Source organism: Ancylobacter koreensis, assembly GCF_023016525.1.
Taxonomy (GTDB): domain Bacteria; phylum Pseudomonadota; class Alphaproteobacteria; order Rhizobiales; family Xanthobacteraceae; genus Ancylobacter; species Ancylobacter koreensis.
The window spans coordinates 767,748-793,899 of sequence record NZ_JALKCG010000001.1 but is presented as its reverse complement, the minus strand read 5'-3'; the positions used below and the strand labels follow the sequence as shown (position 1 = coordinate 793,899).

Genomic DNA, 26,152 nt, shown 5'->3' with positions numbered 1-26,152 from the left:
TCAGCGCCCCAGATAGACGTCGACGACCGCCGCGTCGGCGCGCACACGGTCCATCGAGCCCTCGAACAGGGTGCGGCCTTCGTGCAGCACGGTCACGCGGTCGGCGATGCGCTCGACGAAATCCATGTCGTGCTCGACGACCACGATGGCGCGGTCCGGCCGCACCAGCGCGCGCACCAGATGCGCGGTGCGCTCGGTCTCCTCGTCGGTGAGGCCGGCGACCGGCTCGTCGAGCATCAGCACCTTGGGGTCGGAGGCCAGCACCATGCCGATCTCCAGCCACTGCTTCTGGCCGTGGCTGAGCTCGCCGGCGAGCCGGTCCGCCTGATCGGTGAGCCCGACCGTCTCCAGCACCTCGCTCACGCGGTCCTCCAGCGCCGGCGCGTCGAGGCGGGAACGGAAGCCGACATCGGCGCCGATGGCGATGTGCCGGCGCACGCTCAGCCCCTCGAACACGCTCGGCTTCTGGAACTTGCGGCGCAGCCCGGCGCGGGCGATGGCGGATTCGCTCGCCTGCGTCAGGTCGAGCCCGCCGTCGAACAGCACGCGGCCCTGCTTCGGCCGGGTGATGCCGGAGATGACGTCGAGCAGCGTGGTCTTGCCGGCGCCGTTGGGTCCGATCACCGCGCGCACCTCGCCATAATCGATGGCGAGCGACAGGTCGTCAATGGCGCGGAAGCTGCCGAAGCGCACGGTCAGGCCGTCGACGAGGATGGCGGTGAGGCTCACGGGCGCGCCTCCTCAAGCTCGGTGGCCATGCGCCTGGGGCCCATCGGCCGGGTCAGCCGGAGCTTGGCGAGGTCCATCAGCCCGTTGGGGAAGACCAGCACGACGAGCACGATCAGCCCCGAGAGGATGAAGGGCCAGATGTCCGGCGCCGCCGAGGACAGCCAGAACTTCACCGCATTGACCAGCAGCGCACCGATCACCGCGCCCACCAGATGCCCGCGCCCGCCGATGGCGACCCAGACCGCGATCTCCAGCGACAGTTCCGGCGAGAGCACGCGCGGATTGATGATGCCGACCTGCGGCACGTAGAGCATGCCGGCCAGCATGGCGATCAGCGCCGAAAGGCACCAGACGATGAGCTTGAGCCGCAGCGTCTCGTAGCCGAGCGTGCGCAGGCGGGTCTCGTCGTCGCGCGTCGCCAGCATCAGCGCGCCGAAGCGGCTGCCGACCAGCCGGCGGCACGCCACCAGCACCAGCGCCAGCGCCAGCAGGGAGGCGACCGCCAGCGCGGTGATCATGCCTGATGTGCCCATCGGCCAGCCGAACAGCACGGAAAACCCGGTCATGCCGTTATTGCCGCCGAAGCCGGTGTCGTTGCGGAACATCAGCAGCATGGCGACATAGACCAGCGCCTGCGTGATGATGGCGAAATAGACACCGCCCACCCGCGAGCGGAACGACACATAGCCGAAGATGCCGGAGATCAGCAGCGTGACCGCCACCGCCACGGCGAACGCATAGGGGAAGACGTCGAAGCCCGCCCAGTAGAAGGGGAACTCCTTCCAGCCCATGAACTGGAGGAAATCCGGCACCGTGCCCGTCACCACGAAGGAATGCTTGAGCAGGTACATCGCCATCACATAGCCGCCGATGGCGAAGAACAGCCCGTGGCCGAGCGACAGGATGCCGAGATACCCCCAGATGAGGTCCAGCGAGATCGCCAGCACCGCGAAGGCGGCGAGCTGGCCGATGGCGTTGGTGAGGTAGCGCGACAGTTCGAACGAGGTGCCCGACAGCGCCGGCATGGCGCCCGCCGCGACAACGATGACGGCGATCAGCAGGGTGAAGGGCAGATTTGCGCTGGTGCGGCTCATTTGCGGCGCCCCTTCACGGCGAACAGCCCTTCCGGCCGCCATTGCAGGAAGGCGATGATCATCAGGAGCACGATGACCTTGGCGGCGACGGCACCCCAGAGCGGCTCGATCAGCACGTTGATCTGGCCGATGCCGAGCGCGGCGACCACCGTGCCGGCGATGGTGCCGACGCCGCCGAGCACCACGACCATGAAGCTGTCGATGATGAAGTTCTGCCCCATCTGCGGGTTCACGCTGTAGATCGGCGAAAGCGCCAGTCCCGCGAGCCCTGCGAGGCCCGAGCCGAGGCCGAACGCCATCATGTCGACCCGCCGCGTCGGGATGCCGATGCAGGCCGCCATGTCGCGGTTCTGCGTCACCGCGCGGATGTTGAGCCCGAGCGGCGTCTTGCGCACCACCAGCCATGTCAGCGCCAGCGTCACCGCGGCGAAGGCAATGGCGAACATGCGGTTCCAGGTGAAGATGAAGTCGCCGATGACGGGCACGCCGCCGGAGACGTAGAACGGCGTCTCGAACTGCATGTTCTGGGTGCCGAACACCACGCGCACGATGTTGACGAGGAACAGGCTCACCGCCCAGGTGGCGAGCAGGCTCATCAGCGGGCGCTTGTAGAGATGGCGCAGCAGCAGCGTCTCCAGCGCGATGCCGATCCCCGCCGTGGCGAGGAAGGCGACAGGGATGGCGAGGACGAGATACCAGTCGAGCAGGCCGGGCGCGGCATGGCGCAGGCCCTGCTGCACCAGCCAGGTGACATAGGCGCCGATCATGATCAGCTCGCCCTGGGCGAGGTTGATGACGCCCATCAGCCCGAAGATGATGGCGAGGCCGATGGCGGCCATGAACAGGATCGAGGCGAAGCTCAGTCCATTATACAGCGTAGCCAGCGTGTCGCCGATGGCGATGCCGCGCTCGATGCGGCGCGTGGCGTCGTCCACCGCTGTGCGGAAGTCGGGGTTCGCCGCGTAGGCGGGATCGGCGGTCAGCGCCGAGATGCGGGTGAGCGCGCGCCGGCTGGGGTTTTCCGCCACCCGGCCGATGGCGCGGATGCGGGCGGCCGGGTCCGAGGCGTTGAGCGCCGCGGTCTGGGAAAGGGTGTCGATCTGCTCCCTCAGCCCGGCGTCGCTCTCGGCGGCGGCGGCGCCTTCCAGAAGACCTTCGGGGATCAGCGCCGGGCGGCGCTCCAGCGTCTTCAGCGCGGCGGTGCGCTGGGCGACGGCGGGGGAGCCGCGCAGCGCGAAGGCGGCGTCCGCCAGTTCGAAGACCGGGCGGTTCTTCAGGCTCAGCAGCGGCGAGCGCGGCGTGCCGGCAGCCGCGCGGGGCGCCCGCGTCACCGCGTCGAGACCGCCCTCGTCGAGCATGGCACCGGCCTCGTCGCAGGCGAGCTTGCGGTCGATGGCGGCGCGGGCGAGCGGGGCGGCCCACTCCCGGTCCTCCGCGCTGCCGGCGGCGGCGGTGGTGACCAGGGTGGCGCCGGCCTTGCCCATCGCGCCGGCATCGCCGCACAGCTCCTGCACCAGCGCCGCGCGGTCGAGACTGTCCGCGCGCACCGGGGAAGCCGGCGCCAGCAGCGCGCCGGCCAGCAGGCCGAGAAGGAGGAGCGGCGGGACTTTCTGCGTCATCGGGAACTCAAGACGGCCGCTCCCGGCGGGGAACGGCCGTCCCTTGAGGGGTCAGGAAGGTTGCGTGCCGTGCTCAGCCATAGGGGCTGAACGGCACGGGCTTCGGCGTGTCCTTGGACTGCCAGAGGATGTCGAAGCCCTGTTTGTCGTTGACCGAGCCGATGAACACGCCGCGGGCGACGTAGTTGTTTTCGCCGGTCATCGAGATCTTGTAGCCCGACGGGCAGTCGAAGGTCAGGCCGGCGAAGGCCTTGGAGACCTCCGGCACGTCGAAGGAGCCGGCCTTCGCCGCCGCCATCGCCCACAGATGCACCGAATCATAGGCCGAGACCATCGGGTCGATGGAGACGTCGCCGCTGAAGGGCACGTTCTTGGCCTTCACATAGGCCGCCCAGTTCTTCAGGAACGCCTCGTTCGCGGGGCCCTTGGCGTTCTGCAGATAGGCCCAGCAATTGAGGTGGCCGACCAGCTTGGAGGTGTCGAGGCCTTCGAGGTCGGCCTCCACCATGTCGAGGCCGAGCACCGGGATATCGGTGGCGAGGATGCCCTGGTTGGCGAATTCGCGCATGAAGTCCGGGATCGAGTTTCCGACCACGGTGAGGATGACCACCGGCTGGCCGCCGCCCTGGTCCGCGAAGGCGCGGATCTGGTTGACCAGCGTCTGGAAGTTGGAGAAGCCGAAGGGAACGTATTCCTCCTTCCAGGCGGTCTCGGGAATGCCCTTCGACTTGAAGTAGCCCTTGAGCTGCTTGTTGATGGTGCGCGGCCACACATAATCCGAGCCAAGCATGAAGAAGCGCTTGGCCGAGACGCCTTCCTCGCCCATCAGATAGTCGACGGCGGGCAGCACGGAGCTGGCCGGCGGCGAGTTGGCGTAGACGACGTTCTTGGAGTTCTCGTCGCCCTCGAAGTGCAGCGGATAGTAGAGCAGGCCGTTCTCCTGCTCGACCACCGGCAGCACGGTCTTGCGCGAGACCGAGGTCCAGCAGCCGAACAGCGCGGAGACCTTCTCCTGCTGCAGCATCTGCTTGGCGGTCTGGGCGTAGAGCGGCCAGTCGGAAGCGGGATCGGAGACCAGCACGTCGATGGTGCGCCCGTTGACGCCGCCCTTCGCGTTGATCTCGTCGGCGGCCATCTTCACCACATAGTTCAGCCGGCCTTCGAGATTGGCCATGGTGCCGGAGGAGGAGAAGAGGCAGCCGAGTTTGACGGGGCCGGACTGCGCCATCGCGCTGCGCAGGACGGCGGGAGAGGCGATGCCGGCGGCGGCGAGGCCGCTCGCCTGCAGGAAGGAACGCCGGGAGAACTTGACCATGTTCGACACCTCGAGTGTTCGCAAGATGCCGGAATTCTGTCGAGCGGCGGCTCCCTTACAACTTCATATATTGTTCAGCCCTGCCCAATGGCGCGTCATAAGGCCGGCGCCGTCACGGTTTCTGGCACGATTGCCACTTGTGCGGGTGCGTCCGCGCCGCGTGTCGGCGCCTCGGGAGGCGTGCCGGGCAGGCGCGGCGCCCGGTACCGGCAGTCACCATCGCTCACCCGGCGGCGGCCTTGCGCTGCAACGCAATAAAGTCGTTCACCTCGCGGGCCGATCGTCTATAGTGTGCTCATATTAAGCGCATGCTTATCCGATGGGCGGCTGACGGCCGTCGCCTCATCCGGCGGCGCAGGGGCGACGACGGGCTTTCCGGGCATGGGGCCCGGCGGGCCGCAAGGGAGACATCCGACCGTTATCCGATCCGTCAACTTTCATGAGGACGATCCGATGCGACGTTCGCAGTTCACCGAAAGCGAGATCATCCATCTCATCCAGGAAGCCGATGCGGGCGTGCCGGTGGACGAGATCTGCCGCACCGCGCAGGTCTCGCTGCGCACCTTCTACCGCTGGCGCCGCCGCTTCGGCGGGCTGAGCGCCCCGGCCGTGATGCAGATGAAGGAGCTGGAGGCGGAGAACCGCCGCCTGCGCGCGCTGGTGAGCAACCTCTCCCAGCGCCTGCACCACCCGCCCTTGCCCGGCGAGCAGCCCCATCTCGTGCGCGGCGCCGGCCCCCTCCAGCCGCACCGCGCCTCCGTGCTGGCGGCGGACCGCTGCGGCGGCGCCGTCGTGGGCCGCTTCGCCTCGGTGCGCGTCGCGCGGTGAGCGGGCTGCGCGTTTGTTAGGCGGCGTAAATGTCAAAAGCGCCATAATGGAAATGGGCGCGCGAAACGAATAGCCGGCATGCCGTCCCCCTGTGCAGGGCGGGGTGCGCGAATCACGCACGGGTAATGTCAAACATGCCACCAAACCGGCGCAGGGGCTTTCTGCCCCCGCCGGCGGCATTTTCCTGCGCTCTATTTTGCCTTGTGTGCGCCCGCCGGGGGTCTTCTCCTCCTTGCCAGGGCGCCCGCCGGATCGGGCAGGCCACATCGGGAAGCGGAGAGCACGTCATGTCCAATATCGTGAGCAAGGGTTTCGATCGTCGCGGTTTCCTGAAGACCTCCGCGCTGGTGGCCGGCGGCCTCGTCGCCGCGCCCTATCTCGGCGGGAGCGCCCGCGCCGCCACGCTGAAGACGGTCAACTTCAGCGAGGCCGTGCACAACCTCGGCTACATCAACCTCTATGTCGGCATGCATGCCGGCATCTTCGAGAAGAACGGGCTGGACATGAAGGTCTCCGCCGCCGGCGGCGACACCCAGACCTTCGCCGCCGTGCTCGGCGGCTCGGCCGACTTCGCCATCGGCGACGCCACCATGGCGCAGATCTCGCGCGAGAATGGCGGGCCGGGCGTCGTCGTCGGCACCGTCGTGCAGCGCGCCCATTATTTCGGCGTCTCCAAGACCATGGAGCCCTTCACCGACCCGAAGGACCTCATGGGCAAGAAGGTCGTCACCTCGCCGGAGCCGAACACCAATTTCTCCGTCACCAAGCGCATGGTGGAGAAGGCCGGCATGAAGCTCGGCACGGATGTGACCATCGTGCCGGTCAACCCCGGCACCGAGATCGGCGCCATGCTCGCCGGTCAGGCCGACATGGCGGTGGCCTACCAGCCGAGCGTCGCCGCCGCCGAGGCACAGGGCTCCAAGGTCGTGTTCGACTTCTCGAACTATATCGGCCCGTTCTGCAACACCGGCATCATGGTGCTGCCCTCGACCATCGAGAAGGACCCGGCCATGGTGCAGGCGCTCGTGACCTCCTTCGAGGAGGCCTCGCGCAAGACCTATGCCGACCCCGCCTTCGCCAAGAAGGTGGCCCGCCTCGAATTCCCGGACCTGCCGGGCGAGGTCGTCGACAAGGCCATCGACGCCGAGCTGAAGTACCTCATCCCGGCGCAGTCGGTGATCACCAAGCCGGACCAGTGGGCGAACCTGATGGACATGCAGGTCTATCTCGGCAACGCCAAGGGCACGGTGAAGTTCGAGGAGATCATCGACAACTCCTTCGCCGAGAAGGCCATCAAGCAGCTCGGGTGAACGCGGTGGACACCCCCGCCATCGCGGCAGGGGCGGTGGGCATGGCTCCGGCCGGCACGCCGCCCCTCGTCGTCGAGCACGTGGCCAAGAGCTACGACGCGGACGGGCGCATCGTGCCCGTCATCGGCGACCTGTCGCTGACGCTGAACGAGGGCGAGATCGTCGCCATCGTCGGCCCCTCCGGCTGCGGCAAGACCACGCTGCTCAACACGCTGTGCGGGCTCATCGGCGCCGATTCCGGCCGCATACGCTGGCACGGCCGGGAGATTTCCGGCCAGCCCTCCGGCGTCGGCTACATGCTGCAGAAGGACCTGCTGCTGCCGTGGCGCACGGCGCTGCGCAACGTGATGCTCGGGCTGGAGATACGCGGCGTCTCGCTGTCCGACGCCGAGGAGCGCAGCCATGTGGTGCTCGACAAGCTCGGCCTGCACGGCTTCGCCGAGCACTACCCCACCACGCTGTCGGGCGGCATGCGCCAGCGCGTGGCGCTCGCGCGCACCCTCGTCAACGAGCCGGACGTGCTGCTGCTCGACGAACCCTTCGCCGCGCTCGACTTCCAGACCAAGCTGCTGATCGAGAGCGACACCGCCCGGCTGGTGCGCGAGAGCCGCCGCTCGGTGCTGCTGATCACCCACGACATCGAGGAGGCGGTCTCCATCGCCGACCGGGTGATCGTGCTGACCAAGCGGCCGACGCGGGTGAAGGCGGTCTACGACATCGCGCTCGGCACCGAGCGCACCGACATGATCGCCGCCCGCGAGAGCGCGGGATTCGTCGACTATGTCCGGCGCATCTGGGCCGATCTCGACGTGACGCGGCAATAGGAGGAGCGGCATGGACGCTTCCGCCACCTTCACCCCCGCCAAACCCGACGCGGCCGCCGATGAGGCCGCCGATCGCGCGGCGGCCCGCCTTGCCGCCCACCGGCGTGCACGCCGGCGCGCCACCGCGCTTGTCATCCTCTCGCAGGTCGCCCTGCTCGCCGCCTTCCTGGCGTTCTGGGAATACATGACCGTCTTCGACAAGCAGACGGCCTTCATGTTCGGCTCGCCCTCGGCCATCGCCGGCTTCCTGATGACGATGGCGAAGGACGGCAGCCTGTGGCGCGACACCTATGTCACCGGCGTCGAGACGCTGCTGGGCTTCGCGGTCGGCAACGTCATCGGCACGCTGATCGGGCTGTCGCTCTGGTACTCGCGCTTCGTCTCGCGGGTCATCGAGCCCTTCGTCATCGCGCTGGGCTCAATCCCGATCATCGCGCTGGCGCCGATCATCATCATCTGGTTCGGCACCGGGCTGACCTCGAAGATCGCCATGTCGACGCTCTCGGTGGTGATCGTCGCGCTCGTCACCTCCTACAAGGGCGCGGTCGGGGTCGACGAGGACCAGATCAACCTGATGCGCACGCTGGGCGCCTCGAAGTTCCAGATCTTCCGCAAGCTGGTGGTGCCGGCCTCGCTCGCCGACATCTTCGCCGGGCTGAAGCTCACCGTCGGCTTCGCGCTGATCGGCGCCATCGTCGGCGAGTTCATGTCGTCCTCGGAAGGGCTCGGCCACGCCATCTTCAAGGCCGGCTCGCTCTACATCATCCCCAAGGTGTTCGCCGCGCTGGTGGCCACCATCGCGCTCGCCCTCGTCCTCACCTTCATCGTCGGCAAGGTGGAAAAGCTGCTCATGCCCTGGCGGCGTCTTAGCTGAGCAACCCGACCTTCCGCGTTTCAGTGCCCAATGGAGTGACCATGAACCAGCGTGTCTCGAAAGCCGGCAACATCAAATATGCCCTGTCGGCGAACGACGCCTTCGTCGCCAGCGTCGCGCCCGGCGAGACCTTCGTCGTCGAATGCGCGATCAACGCCAATGACGGCACGATCCGTCATGTGGGCCAGCAGCTCACGGCCGCCGACGTCACGCTTCCCTATGTGAACGGCGCCACCGGCCCCATCGAGGTAAAGGGCGCGAAGCCCGGCGACATGCTGGTGCTGGAGATCGTGAAGATGGAGGTCGACACGCTCGGCTTCACCGCACTGTGGCCCGGCATCGGCATGTTCCCGGACTGGGTGCGGCAGAAGGAATTCGGCATGCAGACCCGCGTCGTCGCGATCGGTGACGGCGTGGTGCACTGGAGCGACAAGGTGAAGCTCCCCGTCCGCCCGATGATCGGGGTGGCGGGCGTCGCCCCGGTCCATGGGGCGGTGCTCACCGTCGACAACGGCACCCATGGCGGCAATCTCGACGTGCAGGAGATCACCGACGGCAACATCGTGATGTTCCGGGTGAACCACGAGGGCGCCCATCTCTTCCTCGGCGATTGCCATGCGCTGCAGGGCGACGGCGAGGCCAACGGCATGGGCGCTATCGAGGTGGCGGCGACGCTCACCGTAAAGGTCTCGCTGAAGGCGGCGCCGGCCCGGCTGGGTCATCCCCGCATCGAGACGCCGACGCATATCTGCACGCTCGGCTGCGCCCGTCCGCTGGAGGACGCGATGCGCATCGCCTTCCAGGAGATGATCTACTGGCTGGAGGATGAGTACGGAATCCCCGCCGCCGAGGGCTACATGCTGCTCGGGCAGATCGCGGAGGCGCGCTGCACCCAGGTGGTGAACCCGAAATACACCTATATCTGCAAGGTCGACAAAGCCCTGCTGGCGCAGTTCGCGTCCTGAAAGGGGCGCCTGATCGGAGAGCCGCCGGCGGCCCTTCGCCGGCATCGTGCCGCGCGCGCCTTTGGTGCGCCGGGAGGTGGCGGCCGAGCGCGGCCCGGCGGGGGAGGCGCGCAGGCGCCAGAGCGTCGGTCGCCGGCGCGGGTCGGGTGCCGATACGGAAAGGTCAGTTGCCGGCGCGGCGCTTCACGGCCGTCTTGCCAGCCGTCTTGGCGCCCGCCTTGCCCACCGCCTTGGGCGGGGCCTTGGCGGCCTGCCTGGCCGCCTCGTCGGCGAGCCGTGCCTCGCGCAGCCGCGCCATCTTGGCGTCGCGCGCGGCCATCTCCTGCCCGATCATCGACATGGCGATGCGCGAGACCGATTCGGCCTTGCTTTCCGCCTTGCTGAGGTTCGGCTTGAAGAGCGTGTCGCGGTTGATCTTCGCCATCGCATCCGACTCCCTGAAAACAAAAAAGGCCGGGTTGCCCCGGCCTCTCCCATGCCTCGACGATCTAAGCCAGTACATCCGTGGTCGAAGATCGAAGGCGATCTCGTCACGCAGCCTTGAGCTGGCCGGCCGAGCTCTTGCCGCTGCGGCGGTCGGTCTCGATCTCGTAGGAGATCTTCTGGCCCTCGTTGAGGGTCGACAGGCCGGCGCGCTCAACGGCCGAAATGTGGACGAACACGTCCGGGCCGCCGTTGTCCGGCTGAATGAAACCAAAGCCCTTCTGGCCGTTGAACCACTTCACAGTACCGATCGCCATCGCGATATCCTTTCAGTCGATATAGAAATACCGACGCCCACGAATCCGTGAGCGCCACTTTGAGCATCGATTTGAGAGGAAGTTCGCCAGGGCGCACGAGGCGCGAAACAAAGTTCAACGTCCAAGATCGATGCGTGTACTTTACAGCCGCTGTGACATAATCACAAGCTGAAAGAAATTTATTTCCGAAATTATCTCGCCGCCGCCGCATCGGTCGGGCGCGCGCCGGGGCGCGGGGCCATCGGCTTCTTCTTCGGAGCGGCGATCAGCCCTTCCTTGATGGCCTGCTTGCGCGCCTGCTTGCGGGCGCGGCGCACGGCCTCGGCCTGCTCGCGGGCACGGCGCTCGGAGGGCTTCTCGTAGGAGCGGCGGGCCTTCATCTCGCGGAAGACGCCTTCGCGCTGCATCTTCTTCTTCAGGACGCGGAGCGCCTGCTCGACATTGTTGTCTCGAACTAGAACCTGCAAAACTTTTCCTATCATGGGCTTCGCACGGAAGCCGGCTCGACCACCCGGCGGCATTGCCGGAAACGGCGGATTATGCGCCCTTTCGCCCGATAATGAAACGCAGGCAGCCGGCGTGAACCGGCGGGCGTGGCCACACAGATAGGCCTTCCGGCGCAAAATTGCCACAGCGGACCGCAATGCCAGTAGGATTCGCGCCCGCCGCCCGTCCCGAATCGCCGCGCGCACCCCGCCGCGAGGAGCCTTGCCCCACCATGCCCCAACCGACCCAACCCGTCTTCGACGGCCATAACGACGTGCTGCTGCGGCTGTGGAACCGCGCGAAGGCCGGCGCCGACCCGGTGCGCGACTTCCTCGACGGCATGGCGCGCGGCCATCTCGACGCGCCGCGGGCGCGGGCCGGCGGGCTGATCGGCGGGCTGTGCGCGATCTACATCCCCTCCGGCGCGCTGGTGCTCAAGCAGGCCGATGCGCGGGGCCATTACGCCACCGAGCTCGCCGCGCCGCTGGAGCGCGCGCCCTCGCTCGACATCGCGCTGGAGATGGCGGCCATCGCCTTCCGGCTGGAGCGCGCCGGGGCGTGGCGGCTGTGCCGCTCCACCGCCGACATCCGCGCCGCGCGGGCCGAGGGCGTGTTCGCGGCCGTGCTGCACCTGGAGGGCTGCGAGCCGCTCGACGCGGATCTGGCGGCGCTGGAGACCTTCCATGCCGCCGGCCTGCGCTCGCTCGGCCCGGTGTGGAGCCGCAACAACATTTTCGGCCACGGCGTGCCCTTCGCCTATCCGATGGGTCCGGACACCGGGCCGGGCCTGACGGAGGCCGGTTTCGCGCTGATCCGCGCCTGCAACCGGCTGCGCATCGCGGTCGATCTCGCCCACATCACCGAGAAGGGGTTCTGGGACGTGGCGAAGACCACCGACCAGCCGCTGGTGGTCAGCCATTCCAACGCCCATGCCCTCACGCCGGTGGCGAGAAACCTCACCGACCGCCAGCTCGACGCGGTGCGCGAGAGCGGCGGCCTCGTCGGGCTGAACTTCGCCACCACCATGCTGCGGGCGGACGGGCGCGAGGACGCGCAGACCCCGCTTTCCGACATGGTGGCGCACATCCGCTATCTCGTGGAGCGCATGGGCGTCGCCCATGTCGCGCTGGGCTCGGATTTCGACGGCGCCACCATTCCCGCCGGCATCGGCGACGCGGCCGGCCTGCCGGCGCTGGTCGCGGCGCTGGCGGCGGACGGCTTCGCGGCGGAGGAGATCGCCGCCATCTGCCACGACAACTGGCTGCGGATACTGGCGCAGGCGTGGGGCGAGACGGCGTAAGACCTCAGGCCGCCGCTACACCCGGCGCGGCCGACAGGCTCTCGGTGAGGAAGGCGACCAGCGGGCGGACGAACTCCGCCTCGGCGCGCTCCTCGCCGAGCAGCACGATCTCGGTCATCGGCAGCGCCGGCCAGTGCTCGGGCGCGCGCAGCTCCGTCATCTCGGGGCCGATGAAGGAGCGCCCCAGCACGGTGACGCCGAGCCCGCCCGCCACCGCCGCGCGTATGCCGGCGAGGCTGGAGGCGGTGCAGGCGGCGAACCAGTCGCGCCGCACGGAATCGAGGGCGCGGATCATCACGTCGCGATAGGTGCAGGGCGGCGGCAGCAGCACCAGCGGCGCCGGCCGGGCAAAATCTGGGCGGTAGTCCTGCGCCGCCATCCAGACCAGTTGCTCGCGCCAGATGACGCGCCCGCGCTGCGCCGTGCCGTCCTTCTTGGCGATCACCGCGTCGAGCTGGCCGGCCTCGAAGGCGGCGAGCAGGTCGCAGCTCAGCCCGGTGCGCAGTTCCAGATGCAGGCCGGGATAGAGCCGCTGGAAGCGCGCCAGCATGCCCGGCAGCAGGCCGGGCACGAAATCCTCGCTCACCCCGAGCCGCAGGCTGCCGACGCGCGGCTCCAGCAGCGCGCGCACCGCGACATCGTTCAGCTCCAGCATGCGGCGGGCGCTGACCAGCAGCTTCTCGCCCTCCGCCGTCAGGGTGAGCGAGCGGCTCGTGCGCTCGAAGACGCGGCAGCCGAGCAAATCCTCCAGCCGCAGGATCTTCTGGCTCACCGCCGATTGCGAGCGGCCGACGACATCGGCGGCGGCGGTGAAACCGCCGGCCTCGGCCACCGCGACGAAGGCCCGGAGCAGATCGATTTCCAGATCGGGATAGCGCATGGCCTATTCGTATGTCCGCTGAATGATATTAAAACTATGCGCTTTTCTTCTGGACGGCAACCGCCCATCCTGCCTCCACAGACCGGAGGCGACGCGCTCCGCGCGCCCGCCAGCCCCGGCCCCTCCCCATCGCGGGCCCGTCGCCCGCCCATTGCGAGACCATCCCCATGAAAGCCGTCGGCTACGCCAAGCCCCTACCCGTCACCGCCGCCGAGTCCCTCGTCGATTTCGAAGCCCCGGTGCCCGAGCTGCGCCCGCGCGACCTGCTGGTGCGTGTCGGTGCCGTCGCCGTCAATCCGGTGGATGTGAAGCAGCGTGCCGGCGCCGCCCCGGCCGAGGGAGTGACCCGCATCCTCGGCTTCGACGCGGTCGGCGTCGTCGAGGCGGTCGGGCCGGAGGCGCGCCTGTTCAAGCCGGGCGATGCCGTGTTCTATGCCGGTGCCATCGACCGGCCCGGCAGCAATGCCGAATTGCAGGCGGTCGACGAGCGCATCGTCGGGCGCAAGCCCGCCTCGCTCAGTGTCGCCGAGGCGGCGGCGCTGCCGCTCACCGCCATCACCGCGTGGGAACTGCTGTTCGACCGGCTGAAGGTGCCCTATGGCGTGAAGACGGGCGGGGGCGCGCTGCTCGTCGTCAATGGCGCCGGCGGCGTCGGCTCCATCCTCACCCAGCTCGCCCGCCGGCTCACCGGCCTCACCGTCATCGCCACCGCCTCGCGGCCCGAGAGCATCGACTGGTGCCGCCAGATGGGCGCGCACCACGTCATCGACCATCACCGGCCGCTCGACGAGGAGATCGCGCGCATCGGCATCCCTGAGGTGCAGTATGTCGCCGGCCTCACCGGCACCGAGCGGCATCTGCCGGCGATCGTGCGCGCGCTGGCGCCGCAGGGCGCGCTGGCGCTGATCGACGATCCCGCGACGCTCGACATCGCCCCGCTCAAGCGCAAGAGCCTGTCGGTGCACTGGGAGCTGATGTTCACCCGCCCGCTCTTCGGCACGCCCGACATGATCCGGCAGCACGAACTGCTGAACGAGGTGGCCGATCTCGTCGATGCCGGCCTGCTGCGCACCACGCTGCGGCGGAACCTCGGCACCATCAATGCCGCCAATCTGCGCGAGGCGCACGCGCTGCTCGAAAGCGGACGCAGCATCGGCAAGGTGGTGCTGGAAGGCTTCTAGCGCCCCGCGCGGAACGGGTGCCCGTCCGGCGCGGGCGCCCGTTCCGCCACGCCCGTCATGCGACGAATGGATGACGTGCGCACATCAAATTACCTCAACGAATTCCGGCGCCGGCGGCATCGGCGCCGGCCGGCGCGGCGCGTCCGCCATCGGGCGACACGGCGCAGAGGCGGAATCTCCCGGCGATCACGAAATCCGCCTCCCGCCGGCCGGACAGGAGCGCCCCTCGCGACGCCCGCTCCCCGCCGGCGCCGCGAGGGGTCTGACGGCCTTATGATGTACGTACATCAAATTTCCCTTGAAGCCGGTCGCCGAACGCCGTTACGTTACGGACCAAAGATCCAAGAACGAATAATGGCCGGCAACGTCCGGTCGGGAGGAAAACATGCGGACCATCAAGGGGCCGGGCCTGTTTCTGGCCCAGTTCATCGGCGCCGACGCGCCTTTCGACAGCTGGCACAACATCACGCGCTGGGCCGCCGAATGCGGCTATGAGGGCGTGCAGGTGCCGACCAACGACCCGCGCATCCTCGACCTCGACCAGGCCGCCGCCTCGCGCGACTGGTGCGCCGACTGGGCGGGCAAGGCCTCGGAGAACGGCGTCGTCGTCACCGAGCTGTCGACCCATCTGCAGGGCCAGCTCATCGCCGTGCATCCCGCCTATGACGCCATGTTCGACGGCTTCGCGGCGCCGCAGGTGCGCGGCAACCCGAAGGCGCGGCAGGAATGGGCGGTCGACCAGATGAAGAAGGCGCTCACCGCCTCCAAGCATCTCGGCCTCACCGCCATGGTCACCTTCTCCGGCGCGCTGGCCTGGCCCTATGTCTACCCGTGGCCGCAGCGCCCGGCCGGGCTGGTGGAGGAGGCGTTCGACGAGCTTGCCCGCCGCTGGCGCCCGCTGCTCGATTACGCGGATGAATGCGGCGTCGATCTGTGCTTCGAGATCCATCCGGGCGAGGATCTGCACGACGGAGACACCTTCGAGATGTTTCTGGAGCGGGTGGACAACTATCCCCGCGCCAAGATGCTCTACGACCCCTCGCACTACGTGCTGCAGCAGCTCGACTATCTCGACCATCTCGACATCTATGCCGAGCGCATCGGCATGTTCCACGTCAAGGACGCCGAGTTCAACCCGACCGGCCGCAAGGGCGTCTATGGCGGCTACCAGCCCTGGCTGAAGCGCGCCGGGCGCTTCCGCAGCCCGGGCGACGGGCAGGTCGATTTCGGCGCCATCTTCTCGAAATTCGCCGCGATGGATTTCGACGGCTGGGCGGTGGTCGAGTGGGAATGCTGCCTCAAGCACCCCGAGGACGGCGCGCGCGAGGGCGCGGCCTTCGTGAAGAGCCACATCATCCGCGTCACCGAGAAGGCGTTCGACGATTTCGCCGCCGGCGCCACAGACCGCGACGCCAACCGCGCCTTGCTGGGGCTTGACCGATGAGCGCCCCCGTTCCGAACCGGCCGCTGCGGCTCGGCATGGTGGGCGGCGGGGCGGGCGCCTTCATCGGCGCCGTGCACCGCATCGCCGCCCGGCTCGACGGCGACTTCACCCTCGTCGCCGGCGCGCTGTCCTCGACGCCGGAGAAGTCGCGGGAGTCGGCGCAGGCGCTCGGCCTCGCCCGCTCCTATGACGACTTCGAGGCGATGGCGAAGGCCGAGGCGCGCCGCAAGGACGGCATCGAGGCGGTCGCCATCGTGACGCCCAACCACATGCACGCCGCTCCCGCCATCGCCTTCCTCAAGCGCGGCATCCACGTCATCTGCGACAAGCCGCTGACCGCGACGATGGCGCAGGCCAAGCAGCTCGCCAAGGCCGCCGAAAAGGCGGACGCGCTGTTCGTGCTCACCCACAACTACACCGGCTACCCGATGATCCGGCAGGCCCGCGCCATGGTGGAGGCGGGCGCGCTCGGCCGCATCCGGCTGGTGCAGGTGGAATATGTGCAGGACTGGCTGACCGAGGCGGCGGAGAAATCCGGCTCCAAGCAGGCGGAATGGCGCACCGACCCCGAGCGCTCCGGCGCGGGCGGCGCGACCGGCGACATCGGCACCCATGCCTACAACCTCGCCTGCTTCGTCTCCGGCCTGACACCGCAGGCGCTCGCCGCCGACCTCTCGGTCTTCGTGCCGGGCCGCGCGCTCGACGACAACGCCCATGTGCTGCTGCGCTTCGAGGGCGGGGCGAAGGGCATGCTGTGGGCGAGCCAGGTGGCGCCCGGCAACGAGAACGGGCTGCGCCTGCGCGTCTATGGCGAGAAGGGCGGGCTGGAATGGGCGCAGGAAGACCCGAACTATCTCTGGCACGCCCCCTTCGGCGAGCCGAGGCGCCGCATCACCCGCAACGGCGCGGGCGCGGGGCCGGAGGCGGGCCGCGTCTCGCGCATCCCGCCCGGCCACCCCGAGGGCTATCTGGAAGGCTTCGCCAACATCTATGCCGAGGCCGCCCGCGCCATCCGCGCCCATCAGGCGGGCGAGAAGGCGCCGGCGGGAGTGATCTTCCCGACGCTGGCGGACGGTCTCGCCGGCATGCGCTTCGTCGAGGCCTGCGTGCAGTCCTCGCGCCGTGACGCCGCCTGGGTGAAGCTGTGAGGGCGGACGCCGCGCGCGCCGCCCCGGTGCTGGAGCTGGTGGATGTGCGCCGCAGCTTCGGCCCGATCGAGGTGCTGCACGGCGTCGACTTCGCGCTGCGTGCCGGCGAGGTGCATGCGCTGATCGGCGAGAACGGCGCCGGCAAGTCGACCATCATGAAGATCCTCGGCGGCTTCCTGCCGCCCTCCTCCGGCGAGGTGCGGGTCGACGGCGCGCGCGCCCCCTTCGCCAGCGGCCCGGCGGCCGAGGCGGCGGGCGTCGTCGTCATCCACCAGGAATTCAACCTCGCCCCCGACCTCACCGTCGCCGAGAACATCTGGCTCGGGCGCGAGCTGGGCCGCGTCTTCCTCGATCACCGGGCAATGCGGGCAGGCGCGCAGGCGCTGCTCGACGAGCTGGACAGCCCGATCCGCCCGGAAGCGCGCATCCGCGACCTGCCCGTCTCCGACCGGCAGATGGTGGAGATCGCCAAGGCCCTCTCGCGCAAGGCGCGGGTGCTGATCATGGACGAGCCCTCTGCCGTGCTCACGCACAAGGAAGTGGAGGTGCTGTTCCGCCAGATCGAGCGGCTGCGCGCGCAGGGCGTCGCCCTGCTCTACACCTCGCACCGGCTGGAGGAAGTCACCCACCTCGCCGACCGCATCACCGTGCTGCGCGACGGCGCCGTGGTGCGCCGGGCGTTGCGCGGCGAACTGACCGAGGACGGCATGGCGACCGCCATGGTCGGGCGCGACCTGCAGGACATCTACCCGCCCAAGCGCCACCATGCCGGCGAGGTGGTGCTGGAGGTGCGCGGCCTTTCCGTGCCGCCGCTGGTGCGCGACGTCTCCTTCACGCTGCGGCGCGGCGAGGTGCTGGGCATTTCCGGCCTCGTCGGCTCGGGCCGCACGGAGCTGGCCGAAGGGCTGGTCGGGCTGCGCCCCTCCTCGGGCGAGATCCACTGCCACGGCGTGCCCGTCCATATCGGCTCGGTCGAGCAGGCGGCCGGCCACGGCATGGCCTACCTCACCGAGGACCGCAAGGAACGCGGCCTCTTGCTCGACAAGAGCCTCACCGAGAACCTCACCCTCTCGACCCTGCCGCGCTTCGGCAGCCCCTTCATCTCGCGCGAGAAGGAAGAAGCGGCGCTGACGCAGGCCATCGCCGATTTCGACATCCGGGCCCCGCGCCGCGACATGCGGGTCGGCAACCTCTCGGGCGGCAACCAGCAGAAGCTGCTGCTGGCCAAGACCATGCTGGGCGACCCGCAGATCGTCATCATCGACGAACCGACGCGCGGCATCGACGTCGGCACCAAGAGCCAGATCTACGCCTTCATCGACGCGCTGGCCGCCGAGGGGCGCAGCGTCATCGTCATCTCCTCCGACATGCCGGAAATCCTCGGCCTGTCCGACCGGGTTCTGGTGATGCGCCATGGCCGCCTTGCCGGCGAGCTCGACGGCGCCCGCGTCACCGAGACCGACGTGGTGCGGCTCGTGATGGGGACGCAGGAAACCGGCACGCTGATGGCCGGCACGCAGGGGGCCGGACACAGCAATGCCCACGGGAGCGCCCCTCATGTCTGATACCACGCAGCGCCCCGCCGGAGCGCTCCCCGCCGGCGCGGCCCCCGGCGGCCCCGCCTCCCGCCTGCGACTGCCGGGCCTTTCCGCGCTTGGCCCGTTGCTGGCGCTGATCCTGCTCGTCGCGCTCGGCGCCTATCTCAACGACAATTTCCTCTCCGCCGGCAACATCACCAACGTGCTGGCGCGCTCGGCCTTCATCGGCATGATCGCGGTGGGCATGACCTTCGTCATCACCTCGGGCGGGCTCGACCTCTCCGTCGGCTCCATGGCCGCCTTCATCGCCGGGGTGATGATCCTCGCCATGAACGCGCTGCTGCCCTCCATGGGCGTCGGCGTGCCGCTCATCCTCGCCGGCATGGCCATCGCGCTCGGGGCGGGGTTCCTCGCCGGGCTCGGCAACGGGTTGCTGGTGACCAAGGCGCGCATCGAGCCCTTCATCGTCACGCTCGGCACCATGGGCATCTTCCGCTCGCTGGTGACGTGGCTGGCCGACGGCGGCACGATCAGCCTCGACTTCGGCGTCCGGCAACTCTACCGGCCGGTGTTCTATTCCGGCCTGTTCGGCATCTCCTGGCCGATCATCGTCTTCGCCATCGTCGCCGTCGCCGGGCAGATCGCCATGCGGCACACCCGCTTCGGGCGCTATTGCGAGGCCATCGGCTCCAACGACAAGGTGGCGCTCTACTCAGCGGTGAATGTCGAGCGCATCAGGCTCATGACCTATGTGCTGCTCGGCCTGCTGGTCGGCCTTGCCACCATCATGTACGTGCCGCGCCTCGGCTCGGCCTCGGGCTCCACCGGCATGCTGTGGGAGTTGGAGGCCATCGCCGCCGTCATCATCGGCGGCACCGCGCTCAAGGGCGGCTACGGCCGCGTCTGGGGCACGGTGATCGGCGTGCTGATCCTCAGCCTGATCGACAACATCCTCATTCTGGCGGACCTCGTCTCCCCCTATCTCAACGGGACGATCCAGGGCGTCATCATCGTGCTCGCGGTGGTTCTCCAGCGCGGCAAATCATCATCCGCCTGAGAGCGGAGCAACGGGAGGAAACACTATGGAACGCAGGACATTCCTCACCACCGCCGCCATCGGCGCCGCCACCGCTGCGGCCGGCGTCTCGGTACCGGCCATGGCGCAGGGCAAGAAGGCGGTGATCGGCGTCTCGATCCCCTCCGCCACGCACGGCTTCATGGGCGGGCTGAACTGGCACGCGCAGGAGACCATCAAGCGGCTGAAGGCCACCTATCCCAACCTCGAATTCGTGCTCGCCACCGCCGGCGCGGTCGGCAAGCAGGTCAACGACATCGAGGACATGGTGGCGACCCGCAACATCGACGCGCTCGTCGTACTGCCCTTCGAATCCGAGCCGCTCACCAGCCCGGTGAAGGCGGTGAAGGACGCCGGCAAATGGGTGACGGTGGTCGACCGCGGCCTCTCGCAGCCCGGCATCGAGGACCTCTATGTCGCCGGCGACAACATCGCCTTCGGCCGCGTCTCGGGCGAATACTTCAAGGCCAACCTCAAGCCCGGCGCCAAGATCGTCGTGCTGCGCGGCATCCCGACCACGCTCGACAATGAGCGGGTCGACGCCTTCAAGGCCGCCATCGAGGGCTCGGGCATCGAGATCCTCGACATGCAGCACGGCAACTGGAACCGCGACAAGGCCTTCTCGGTGATGCAGGACTACCTGTCCAAGCACAAGAAGATCGACGCGGTGTGGGCGGCCGACGACGACATGGCGATCGGCGTGATGGAGGCCATCTCGCAGGCCGGCCGCCAGAAGGAGATGTGGATCGTCGGCGGCGCCGGCATGAAGGAGATCATCAAGCGCGTAATGGACAAGGACCCGCAGATCCCGGTCGACGTGTCCTACACGCCGGCGCAGATCTCCACCGCCATCGAGGTCACCGCGCTGAAGTTCGTCTCCAACACGCCGGTCTATGGCCGCTTCATCATCGGCTCGACGCTGATCACCGCGGAGAACGCGGCGCAGTTCTACTTCCCCGACAGCCCGTTCTGATCGTTCCGCGCCAACACCGCCTTGTCCGGCGCCGGGACACACCCCGGCGCCGGACATCCCGGCAGAGCTTGCCGGCAATCCCTACCGGCGGGCATCGCGCCGCGTTGCCAAGCGCGAGCCGCCTCTCCATCATCGGCACGCGGACGGCGAGGTGCCGGGAGACGAGAGGGCGATGGGCGTATCCCGGACGACGGTTCGGACGGAGGCGGTGAGCGCGCCGCGCCCGCCCGCCGAGGAGACCCGGGCCGGCCCGTGGTTTCCCTCCTCGCCGGTCGATCTCGGCTGGCGCAATGTCGTCTTCGCGCTGCGCACCGCCGCCGCCGCGCTCGCCGCACTCGCCATCGCCTACTGGATGGAGCTCAGCGACCCGCAATGGGCGACGCTGACCGTCTATCTGCTGGCCCAGCCCACCGTCGGCGCCGCCGTCGCCAAGGGCGCCTGGCGCACGCTGGGAACACTCGCCGGCGGCCTCGCCGGGCTCGTCATCGTCGCGCTGTTCTCGCAGGCGGCGGAGCTGATGGTCGGCGTCACCGCGCTCGCCATCGGCACCTGCTTCTATGTCGGCGCGCGGCTGCGCAACTATGCCGCCTACGCGGTGATGCTGGCCGGCTACACGATGCTGCTGGTCGCCTATGAGGGGTCGCTCGACCCGCTCAACGCCTGGACCGTCGCGGCCGACCGCACGGGCGAGATCCTGATCGGCATCGCCTGCATCACCGCCGCCAGCACCATCGTCGTGCCGCGCTATGCCGGCGACGCGCTGCGCGAGGGGCTGGCCGGCACCTTTTCCGGCCTCGCCCGCTATGTGGCGACGGCGATGCGGCTGTCCGAGCCGCCGGCGGTGTTCGCCGCGCTGCGCCAGCGCATGGTGGCGGGGGTCGTCTCCTTCGACGCGCTGCGCTCCTACGCGCTGTTCGAGGCGCCGGAGATGCGGGCCAACGGCCCGGCGCTCGCCCGCTCGGTACGCGAATTCCTCGTGGTGCTCGCCGTGGCGCGCGGCGTCTATTTCCGCCTCGATGCCTTCCAGAAGGACGGCCAGGCCGTGCTGGAGCGCATGCGCCCCGCACTGGACGGCGCCGTCGCCCGGCTGGAGGCCATCGCCGCCGATCCAGCCGCCCTGTCGGACCCGCACCATACACGCCGCGAACTGCTGGCCGCGCGCGCGCAGATCGCCGCCACGGCGGGCGAGCTGGAGGCCATGGCCGGGCAGGCGCCCTTCGAGCCGCTCGCCAACGGGGTGCTGATCATGCGCCGCGCCGGCGACCTGCTGCACGGCCTCTCCATGGTCGTCGTCACCGAGGCCGCGAGCCTGCGCCGCGACGCCCGCGCGCCCGCCGCGCGGCGGGCCGCGATGCCGGCCGAGGGCCGCGGCGAGGCGCTGCTGATCGCGCTGCGCGCCGCCCTCGCCATCGTCACGCTCAGCGCGATCTGGATGGCCACCGCCTGGTCCTCGGGCTTCAGCTTCGTGGCGGGCGGGGCGATCATGCTGTTCTTCGCGGTCAACCAGGACAACCCGATCCCCGCCGCCCGCACCTTCCTCGTCTGGTCGATGGCGGGCATCGCGGCGGCCTATGCCCTCATGGTGCTGGTGCTACCCGCGCTCGAAGGCTTCGAGGCGCTCGCCGCCGCGCTGATGCTGGTCCTGCTGCCGGCCGGGCTGATGGCCGGCACGCCGAGCCGGGCCTGGGGCGGCATCGCGCTCGGCGGCTTTACCATCTCGCAGGCCGGCACCGGCAACGTCTTCACGCCGGACGAGCTCGCCTTCTTCAACAACGCGCTGGCCTTGCTGCTCGGCATGGTGGTCTGCCTCGCTTTGCTGGCGGCGATGCCGGTGAATTCGCGCGCCCGGCGCGGCCAGTGCTGGCAGCGCGCCATCGGCGAGCTGCTGCCGGCGGTCGCGCGCGGAAAAGTCCAGCCCCGCCGCGCCGCCGGCGAGATCGTGACCATGCTGGCCGGCCTGCTGCCGCGCCTCTCGCTCGACCGCCTGCGCGACGAGGACTTCTTCCGCGGCACGCTCGGCACCTCCTCCTGCGCGGTGGAGCTCGGCCGGCTGATCGGCGTCGCCGCCGACCGCGCGACGCCACCCGAGACCGCGCACACGCTCGCCGGCTTTCTGGGAGCCTTCGCCGGCGCGCTGGAAAGGCTGGCGGCGAGCCGCGCCGACCGCCCGGCCCGCGTCGCCGAGGCGGAGGCGCTGGTCGCCGAAGCCCGCGCGGCGCTCGCTGCGCAGATGCCTTCGGCGCCGGGCGAGGAAGCGCGCGCGGTGCTGCGCGCGGGGGCCTCGCTGCGCTTCATCGCCGACCGTTTCGACATAGACCGCCCCTATCTGCTGCGCAGCTTCGCGGAGGGCTGAGCGTGAACGAGCCGAACCTCGCCATACTGCACACCGTCAATGTCCTCGGCTTCTATCTGCCGCCCATGCTGCTCTGGGCGGGGGTGGCGCTGCTGCCCTACGCGCTGGCGCGCTGGGCCTTGGGAGCGTTCGGTCTTTACCGCTATGTCTGGCACCGCTCCCTGTTCAACCTCGCCCTCTATGTGCTGAGCCTCGGCGGGCTGGTCATCCTCGGCAACCGCGTGGGAATGTAGGAACGATGCACGCACTCCGGCCGGCCCTGCGCTACCTCGTCACCCTCGTCGCCGTCGTCGCGGCCATCGCCGCCGGCTGGTGGCTGTGGCAGTTTTACACGCTCGCGCCATGGACGCGGGACGCGCAGGTGCAGGCCAATGTGGTCGAGGTGGCGCCCGACGTGTCGGGCCTCGTCGATTCGATCAACGTCGTTGACAACCAGATGGTGAACAAAGGCGACGTGCTGTTCGTCATCGACCAGAAGCGCTTCACCCTCGCGCTGGAACAGGCGCAGGCCAGCGTTGTGCAGTCCCAGAGCGCGCTCAAGCTGGCGCAGGACGACGCCGACCGCGACGCCCGCGTGCTGGCGGAGGATTCCAGCGCCATCACCGCCGTGGCCGTCGAGACCTCGCGCACGCGGGCCAACGAGGCCGGCGCCGCGCTGCAGCTCGCGCAGGCACAGCTCGGCACGGCGAAGCTCAACCTGGAGCGCAGCACGGTGCGCGCGCCGGTCAACGGCTACGTCACCAACCTCACCGCGACGGTCGGCGACTATGCAACCACGGGCAATGGCGTGATGGCGGTGGTCGACCGCGATTCCTTCTACATCTACGCCTATTTCATGGAGACCAAGCTGCCGGCCATCCGCATCGGCGACCCGGCCGAGGTGCGGCTGATGGCGGGCGGGCGGGTGCTGGAGGGCACGGTGCAGGGCCTGAGCCGCGCCATCGCCAACATCACCGACGGCAGCGGCCGGCTGCTCGCCACGGTCGACCCCAATTTCGAGTGGATCCGCCTCGCCCAGCGCATCCCGGTGCGCATCGCGCTGAAGAACCTGCCGGACGATCTCCTGCTGTCGGCGGGCATGTCGGCGACGGTGGTGGTGCATCCGCAGGCGGAGCACTGACGCGCGGCGCCGGCGGCTCCGGCACGCGGCTCAGATCACGCCGGCGGCGCGCAAGGCGGCGCGCTCCTCGGCGCCTAGGCCCAGCACCTGCGCCAGCACCTCGTCGGTGTGCTGGCCGAGCAGCGGGGGGGCGAGCGGCGCGCCGATGGGCGAATCCCCCAGCCGCAGCGGGCTGCGCACACCCGGCGCCGCACCCCCGCTGGCATGGGGAAGGCTCATAGCCAGCCCGCGCGCGAGCGCCTGCGGCTCGGCGAAGGCCTGCGCGATGGTGTTGATCGGTCCGGCGGGAATCCCGGCGGCGTCCAGCATGGCGAGCCATTCGCCCGTGGCCTGCCGCTTCAGCGCCGCCTCGATCGCCGGCAGCAACATTGCCCGGTTGGCCACCCGCTCGCGATTGGTGGAAAAGCGCGGGTCGGCGGCCAGCTCCGCGAGATCGGCGAGGCGGCAGAAGCGGGCGAACTGCGCGTCGTTGCCGACCGCGAGGATGAGATGGCCATCCGCCGTCGCGAAGGCCTGATAGGGCACGATGTTGGGATGGGCGTTCCCGAGCCGGCGCGGCGCGGTGCCGCCGACGAGGAAGTTAAGCGCCTGGTTGGCGAGGCTCGCCATGGCGACGTCGAACAGGGCGAGGTCGATGTGCTGGCCGCGCCCGGTGCGGTGGCGCTGCTCCAGCGCCGCCAGCACAGCGATGGCCGCGTTCAGCCCGGTAAGCACGTCGACGAGCGCCACGCCGACCTTCTGCGGCTCGGTGTCCGGGCTTCCCGTCACCGACATCAGCCCGGACATGCCCTGGATCATGAAGTCGTAGCCGGCGCGCTGCGCCTCCGGGCCGTCCTGCCCGAAGCCGGTGATCGAGCAATAGACGAGGCGCGGATTGAGCGCGGAAAGGCTCGCATAATCGAGGCCGTAGCGCTCCAGCCCCCCGACCTTGAAGTTCTCCACCAGCACGTCGCTGGTCGCCGCCAGCCGGCGGATCAGCCCCTGCCCTTCCGTCGTCGCCATGTCGATGGTGACGGAGCGCTTGTTGCGGTTGGCGGTGAGGAAATAGGCGCTCTCGCGCGTGTCGTTTCCCGTGCCGTCCTTCAGCCAGGGCGGTCCCCAGCCGCGCGTGTCGTCGCCCGCGCCGGGCTTCTCGACCTTGATCACCTCGGCGCCGAGATCGCCCAGCGTCTGCGTCGCCCAGGGGCCGGCGAGCACGCGGGAAAGGTCGAGCACGCGGAGGCCGGACAGCGCCTGCGCCGGGGAAGGGCTCGCGGAAGGCTCGGTCATGGACGTCTCGCGGCAGGTGCGGAGGTGGGGAGGCGGGAGCCTTCTACACCCTCACCCGCGTTGTTTCACCTCACCACGCGAGCACCGGCGTCGCCACCGGCGCGCACCACAGGGCGAACTCCGCCTCGCTCAGCAAGGCGAGCGTCACCGACAGGCCGGCCATGTCCAGCGAGGTGACGAAGGTGCCGACCAGCGAGCGGGCCGGGGCGACGCCGCGTCCGGCGAGATAGCGCCGCGCGAGGCCATAGGCGAGGTGCAGCTCGATGGGCGGCGTGCCGCCGAAGCCGTTGACGATGAGCAGCGGCCGGGCGCTCGCGAGCGGACCGAGCTGGTCGAGGATCGGCTCGCAGATCAGCCGCACGATCTCGTCGGCGCCGGCCATGCGGGCGCGGTAGAGGCCCGGCTCGCCATGGATGCCGACGCCGATCTCCATCTCCTCCGGGCCGAGGGCGAAGGTCTCGCGGGCATTGTCCGGCACGGTGACGCCGCGCAGCGCGACGCCCATGGAGCGCATCCGGCCCGACAGCCCCTCGCCGAGCGCCTTGAGCGAAGACAGATCGTCCCCGCGCTCGGCCGCCGCGCCGAGTATCTTCTCCACCACCACCGTGCCCGCGACACCGCGCCGGCCGCGGCTGCGCACTGAAGGGCCGGAGGCGGCGTCGTCCTCCACCACCACCATCTCGACGCGGTGGCGGCCGGCCGCCATCTCGGCGGCCATCTCGAAATTCATCACGTCGCCGTCGTAGTTCTTCACCACCAGCAGGCAGCCGGCGCCGGTGTCGGTCTCGTCCATCGCGGCGAGGATCTGGTCGGGGGTCGGCGAGGTGAAGACATGGCCGGTGCAGGCGGCGTCCAGCATGCCCTGCCCGATGAAGCCGCAATGCAGCGGCTCGTGCCCCGCCCCGCCGCCGGAGATCAGCGCGACCTTGCCGGGCACGAGCGCGCGCCGGCGCACGAAACGGCCCTCGCCGCCGAAGGCGACGAGATCCTCATGCGCGGCCACGAAGCCGGCGAGGCTCTCGGCCACCAGCGTGCCGGGCGCGTTCATGATCCGCTTCATCCGCTCCGGTCCGTCCGCCTCAGCCGC

The 26,152-nt window shown here is 69.5% G+C and carries 25 protein-coding genes; 15 read left to right on the top strand and 10 right to left on the bottom strand.

Features of this window, described 5'->3' with window-relative positions:
* The 4 genes from urtD to MWN33_RS03635 all read right to left on the bottom strand — a co-directional run bounded on the left by urtD (position 1) and on the right by MWN33_RS03635 (position 4,757).
* Positions 1-729 carry an urea ABC transporter ATP-binding protein UrtD gene (gene urtD / locus MWN33_RS03650; RefSeq protein WP_247198854.1) on the bottom strand — a complete coding sequence of 243 codons (729 nt, stop codon included), beginning with the start codon at positions 727-729 and terminating at the stop codon, positions 1-3.
* The gene (urtC, locus tag MWN33_RS03645) at positions 726-1,823 is read right to left on the bottom strand and encodes an urea ABC transporter permease subunit UrtC (protein WP_247198852.1); all 1,098 of its coding nucleotides are present in this window, start codon (positions 1,821-1,823) and stop codon (positions 726-728) included. Before urtC ends, urtD begins: the two co-directional genes overlap by 4 nt.
* Complete coding sequence (urtB, locus tag MWN33_RS03640) at positions 1,820-3,442, bottom strand: urea ABC transporter permease subunit UrtB (protein ID WP_247198850.1); 1,623 nt, start codon at positions 3,440-3,442, stop codon at positions 1,820-1,822. Before urtB ends, urtC begins: the two co-directional genes overlap by 4 nt.
* Positions 3,443-3,515: 73 nt before the next feature.
* Positions 3,516-4,757: a transporter substrate-binding protein gene (locus tag MWN33_RS03635; RefSeq protein WP_247198848.1), complete on the bottom strand. Its 1,242-nt coding sequence runs from the start codon at positions 4,755-4,757 to the stop codon at positions 3,516-3,518.
* Between the two features lie 453 nt (positions 4,758-5,210).
* Between MWN33_RS03635 and MWN33_RS03630 the strand changes: the two genes are divergently transcribed.
* The 5 genes from MWN33_RS03630 to MWN33_RS03610 all read left to right on the top strand — a co-directional run bounded on the left by MWN33_RS03630 (position 5,211) and on the right by MWN33_RS03610 (position 9,558).
* Positions 5,211-5,585, top strand: a complete 375-nt coding sequence (locus MWN33_RS03630; RefSeq protein WP_247198846.1) for a transposase — start codon at positions 5,211-5,213, stop codon at positions 5,583-5,585.
* Positions 5,586-5,872: 287 nt separating this feature from the next.
* A complete protein-coding gene (locus tag MWN33_RS03625; protein ID WP_247198845.1) occupies positions 5,873-6,895 on the top strand; it encodes an ABC transporter substrate-binding protein in 1,023 nt (340 codons plus the stop codon).
* 41 nt (positions 6,896-6,936) lie between these two features.
* Complete coding sequence (locus MWN33_RS03620; protein ID WP_247199776.1) at positions 6,937-7,719, top strand: ABC transporter ATP-binding protein; 783 nt, start codon at positions 6,937-6,939, stop codon at positions 7,717-7,719.
* Between the two features lie 10 nt (positions 7,720-7,729).
* On the top strand, positions 7,730-8,593 hold the full coding sequence (locus MWN33_RS03615; RefSeq protein ID WP_247198843.1) for an ABC transporter permease: 864 nt from the start codon (positions 7,730-7,732) through the stop codon (positions 8,591-8,593).
* 41 nt (positions 8,594-8,634) lie between these two features.
* Positions 8,635-9,558, top strand: coding sequence for an acetamidase/formamidase family protein (locus MWN33_RS03610; protein ID WP_247198841.1), 924 nt, complete (start codon positions 8,635-8,637; stop codon positions 9,556-9,558).
* Positions 9,559-9,721: 163 nt separating this feature from the next.
* On the opposite strand, the gene MWN33_RS03605 is transcribed toward MWN33_RS03610, so the two are convergent.
* The 3 genes from MWN33_RS03605 to rpsU all read right to left on the bottom strand — a co-directional run bounded on the left by MWN33_RS03605 (position 9,722) and on the right by rpsU (position 10,765).
* Positions 9,722-9,982: a hypothetical protein gene (locus tag MWN33_RS03605; protein WP_247198840.1), complete on the bottom strand. Its 261-nt coding sequence runs from the start codon at positions 9,980-9,982 to the stop codon at positions 9,722-9,724.
* 106 nt (positions 9,983-10,088) lie between these two features.
* Entirely contained in the window at positions 10,089-10,298 is a 210-nt protein-coding gene (locus MWN33_RS03600; protein ID WP_247198839.1) for a cold-shock protein, read from the bottom strand.
* Between the two features lie 191 nt (positions 10,299-10,489).
* A complete protein-coding gene (gene rpsU, locus MWN33_RS03595) occupies positions 10,490-10,765 on the bottom strand; it encodes a 30S ribosomal protein S21 (RefSeq protein ID WP_247198837.1) in 276 nt (91 codons plus the stop codon).
* A gap of 251 nt (positions 10,766-11,016) precedes the next feature.
* On the opposite strand from rpsU, the gene MWN33_RS03590 reads away from it, so the two are divergent.
* On the top strand, positions 11,017-12,084 hold the full coding sequence (locus tag MWN33_RS03590; protein ID WP_247198835.1) for a dipeptidase: 1,068 nt from the start codon (positions 11,017-11,019) through the stop codon (positions 12,082-12,084).
* Between the two features lie 4 nt (positions 12,085-12,088).
* Here the strand turns inward: MWN33_RS03590 and MWN33_RS03585 are convergent, their stop codons facing one another.
* A complete protein-coding gene (locus MWN33_RS03585; protein WP_247198834.1) occupies positions 12,089-12,964 on the bottom strand; it encodes a LysR substrate-binding domain-containing protein in 876 nt (291 codons plus the stop codon).
* A 167-nt stretch (positions 12,965-13,131) separates the two neighbouring features.
* Here MWN33_RS03585 and MWN33_RS03580 point away from each other — a divergent pair, with 167 nt between their 5' ends.
* From MWN33_RS03580 to MWN33_RS03540, 9 genes are all read left to right on the top strand, one after another.
* Positions 13,132-14,145 (top strand): zinc-binding alcohol dehydrogenase family protein, encoded by a 1,014-nt coding sequence (locus MWN33_RS03580; protein ID WP_247198832.1) that lies wholly within the window; start codon positions 13,132-13,134, stop codon positions 14,143-14,145.
* A 385-nt stretch (positions 14,146-14,530) separates the two neighbouring features.
* The gene (locus MWN33_RS03575; protein ID WP_247198830.1) at positions 14,531-15,589 is read left to right on the top strand and encodes a sugar phosphate isomerase/epimerase family protein; all 1,059 of its coding nucleotides are present in this window, start codon (positions 14,531-14,533) and stop codon (positions 15,587-15,589) included.
* Positions 15,586-16,737, top strand: a complete 1,152-nt coding sequence (locus MWN33_RS03570) for a Gfo/Idh/MocA family protein (protein WP_247198829.1) — start codon at positions 15,586-15,588, stop codon at positions 16,735-16,737. The genes MWN33_RS03575 and MWN33_RS03570 overlap by 4 nt, the downstream gene beginning before the upstream one ends.
* Positions 16,734-18,302: a sugar ABC transporter ATP-binding protein gene (locus MWN33_RS03565; protein ID WP_247198827.1), complete on the top strand. Its 1,569-nt coding sequence runs from the start codon at positions 16,734-16,736 to the stop codon at positions 18,300-18,302. Before MWN33_RS03570 ends, MWN33_RS03565 begins: the two co-directional genes overlap by 4 nt.
* Entirely contained in the window at positions 18,295-19,332 is a 1,038-nt protein-coding gene (locus MWN33_RS03560) for an ABC transporter permease (RefSeq protein WP_247198825.1), read from the top strand. The genes MWN33_RS03565 and MWN33_RS03560 overlap by 8 nt, the downstream gene beginning before the upstream one ends.
* A gap of 25 nt (positions 19,333-19,357) precedes the next feature.
* Positions 19,358-20,323, top strand: a complete 966-nt coding sequence (locus MWN33_RS03555; protein ID WP_247198823.1) for an ABC transporter substrate-binding protein — start codon at positions 19,358-19,360, stop codon at positions 20,321-20,323.
* A 208-nt stretch (positions 20,324-20,531) separates the two neighbouring features.
* A complete protein-coding gene (locus MWN33_RS03550; protein WP_247198821.1) occupies positions 20,532-22,676 on the top strand; it encodes an FUSC family protein in 2,145 nt (714 codons plus the stop codon).
* Between the two features lie 2 nt (positions 22,677-22,678).
* A complete protein-coding gene (locus MWN33_RS03545) occupies positions 22,679-22,909 on the top strand; it encodes a DUF1656 domain-containing protein (RefSeq protein WP_343312333.1) in 231 nt (76 codons plus the stop codon).
* Positions 22,910-22,914: 5 nt separating this feature from the next.
* Positions 22,915-23,796, top strand: coding sequence for an efflux RND transporter periplasmic adaptor subunit (locus MWN33_RS03540; protein ID WP_247198819.1), 882 nt, complete (start codon positions 22,915-22,917; stop codon positions 23,794-23,796).
* A 30-nt stretch (positions 23,797-23,826) separates the two neighbouring features.
* Here MWN33_RS03540 and MWN33_RS03535 read toward each other — a convergent pair whose 3' ends face one another.
* Together MWN33_RS03535 and MWN33_RS03530 are read right to left on the bottom strand one after the other, a co-directional pair.
* A complete protein-coding gene (locus tag MWN33_RS03535) occupies positions 23,827-25,065 on the bottom strand; it encodes a CaiB/BaiF CoA transferase family protein (RefSeq protein WP_247198818.1) in 1,239 nt (412 codons plus the stop codon).
* 70 nt (positions 25,066-25,135) lie between these two features.
* On the bottom strand, positions 25,136-26,125 hold the full coding sequence (locus MWN33_RS03530) for a dihydroxyacetone kinase subunit DhaK (protein WP_247198816.1): 990 nt from the start codon (positions 26,123-26,125) through the stop codon (positions 25,136-25,138).
* Positions 26,126-26,152 lie beyond the last annotated feature (27 nt).

What these genes read in the sequence shown, in the direction of transcription:
- MWN33_RS03560 (WP_247198825.1), top strand. Translation starts at nt 18,295, where the DNA reads ATGTCTGATACCACGCAGCGCCCCGCCGGAGCGCTCCCCGCCGGCGCG.
- urtB (WP_247198850.1), bottom strand. Translation starts at nt 3,442, where the DNA reads ATGACGCAGAAAGTCCCGCCGCTCCTCCTTCTCGGCCTGCTGGCCGGC.
- MWN33_RS03635 (WP_247198848.1), bottom strand. Translation starts at nt 4,757, where the DNA reads ATGGTCAAGTTCTCCCGGCGTTCCTTCCTGCAGGCGAGCGGCCTCGCC.
- MWN33_RS03610 (WP_247198841.1), top strand. Translation starts at nt 8,635, where the DNA reads ATGAACCAGCGTGTCTCGAAAGCCGGCAACATCAAATATGCCCTGTCG.
- MWN33_RS03600 (WP_247198839.1), bottom strand. Translation starts at nt 10,298, where the DNA reads ATGGCGATCGGTACTGTGAAGTGGTTCAACGGCCAGAAGGGCTTTGGT.
- MWN33_RS03570 (WP_247198829.1), top strand. Translation starts at nt 15,586, where the DNA reads ATGAGCGCCCCCGTTCCGAACCGGCCGCTGCGGCTCGGCATGGTGGGC.
- MWN33_RS03620 (WP_247199776.1), top strand. Translation starts at nt 6,937, where the DNA reads ATGGCTCCGGCCGGCACGCCGCCCCTCGTCGTCGAGCACGTGGCCAAG.
- MWN33_RS03615 (WP_247198843.1), top strand. Translation starts at nt 7,730, where the DNA reads ATGGACGCTTCCGCCACCTTCACCCCCGCCAAACCCGACGCGGCCGCC.
- MWN33_RS03575 (WP_247198830.1), top strand. Translation starts at nt 14,531, where the DNA reads ATGCGGACCATCAAGGGGCCGGGCCTGTTTCTGGCCCAGTTCATCGGC.
- MWN33_RS03535 (WP_247198818.1), bottom strand. Translation starts at nt 25,065, where the DNA reads ATGACCGAGCCTTCCGCGAGCCCTTCCCCGGCGCAGGCGCTGTCCGGC.
- MWN33_RS03530 (WP_247198816.1), bottom strand. Translation starts at nt 26,125, where the DNA reads ATGAAGCGGATCATGAACGCGCCCGGCACGCTGGTGGCCGAGAGCCTC.
- MWN33_RS03605 (WP_247198840.1), bottom strand. Translation starts at nt 9,982, where the DNA reads ATGGCGAAGATCAACCGCGACACGCTCTTCAAGCCGAACCTCAGCAAG.
- MWN33_RS03625 (WP_247198845.1), top strand. Translation starts at nt 5,873, where the DNA reads ATGTCCAATATCGTGAGCAAGGGTTTCGATCGTCGCGGTTTCCTGAAG.
- MWN33_RS03580 (WP_247198832.1), top strand. Translation starts at nt 13,132, where the DNA reads ATGAAAGCCGTCGGCTACGCCAAGCCCCTACCCGTCACCGCCGCCGAG.
- MWN33_RS03585 (WP_247198834.1), bottom strand. Translation starts at nt 12,964, where the DNA reads ATGCGCTATCCCGATCTGGAAATCGATCTGCTCCGGGCCTTCGTCGCG.
- MWN33_RS03555 (WP_247198823.1), top strand. Translation starts at nt 19,358, where the DNA reads ATGGAACGCAGGACATTCCTCACCACCGCCGCCATCGGCGCCGCCACC.
- urtC (WP_247198852.1), bottom strand. Translation starts at nt 1,823, where the DNA reads ATGAGCCGCACCAGCGCAAATCTGCCCTTCACCCTGCTGATCGCCGTC.
- MWN33_RS03630 (WP_247198846.1), top strand. Translation starts at nt 5,211, where the DNA reads ATGCGACGTTCGCAGTTCACCGAAAGCGAGATCATCCATCTCATCCAG.
- MWN33_RS03590 (WP_247198835.1), top strand. Translation starts at nt 11,017, where the DNA reads ATGCCCCAACCGACCCAACCCGTCTTCGACGGCCATAACGACGTGCTG.
- MWN33_RS03540 (WP_247198819.1), top strand. Translation starts at nt 22,915, where the DNA reads ATGCACGCACTCCGGCCGGCCCTGCGCTACCTCGTCACCCTCGTCGCC.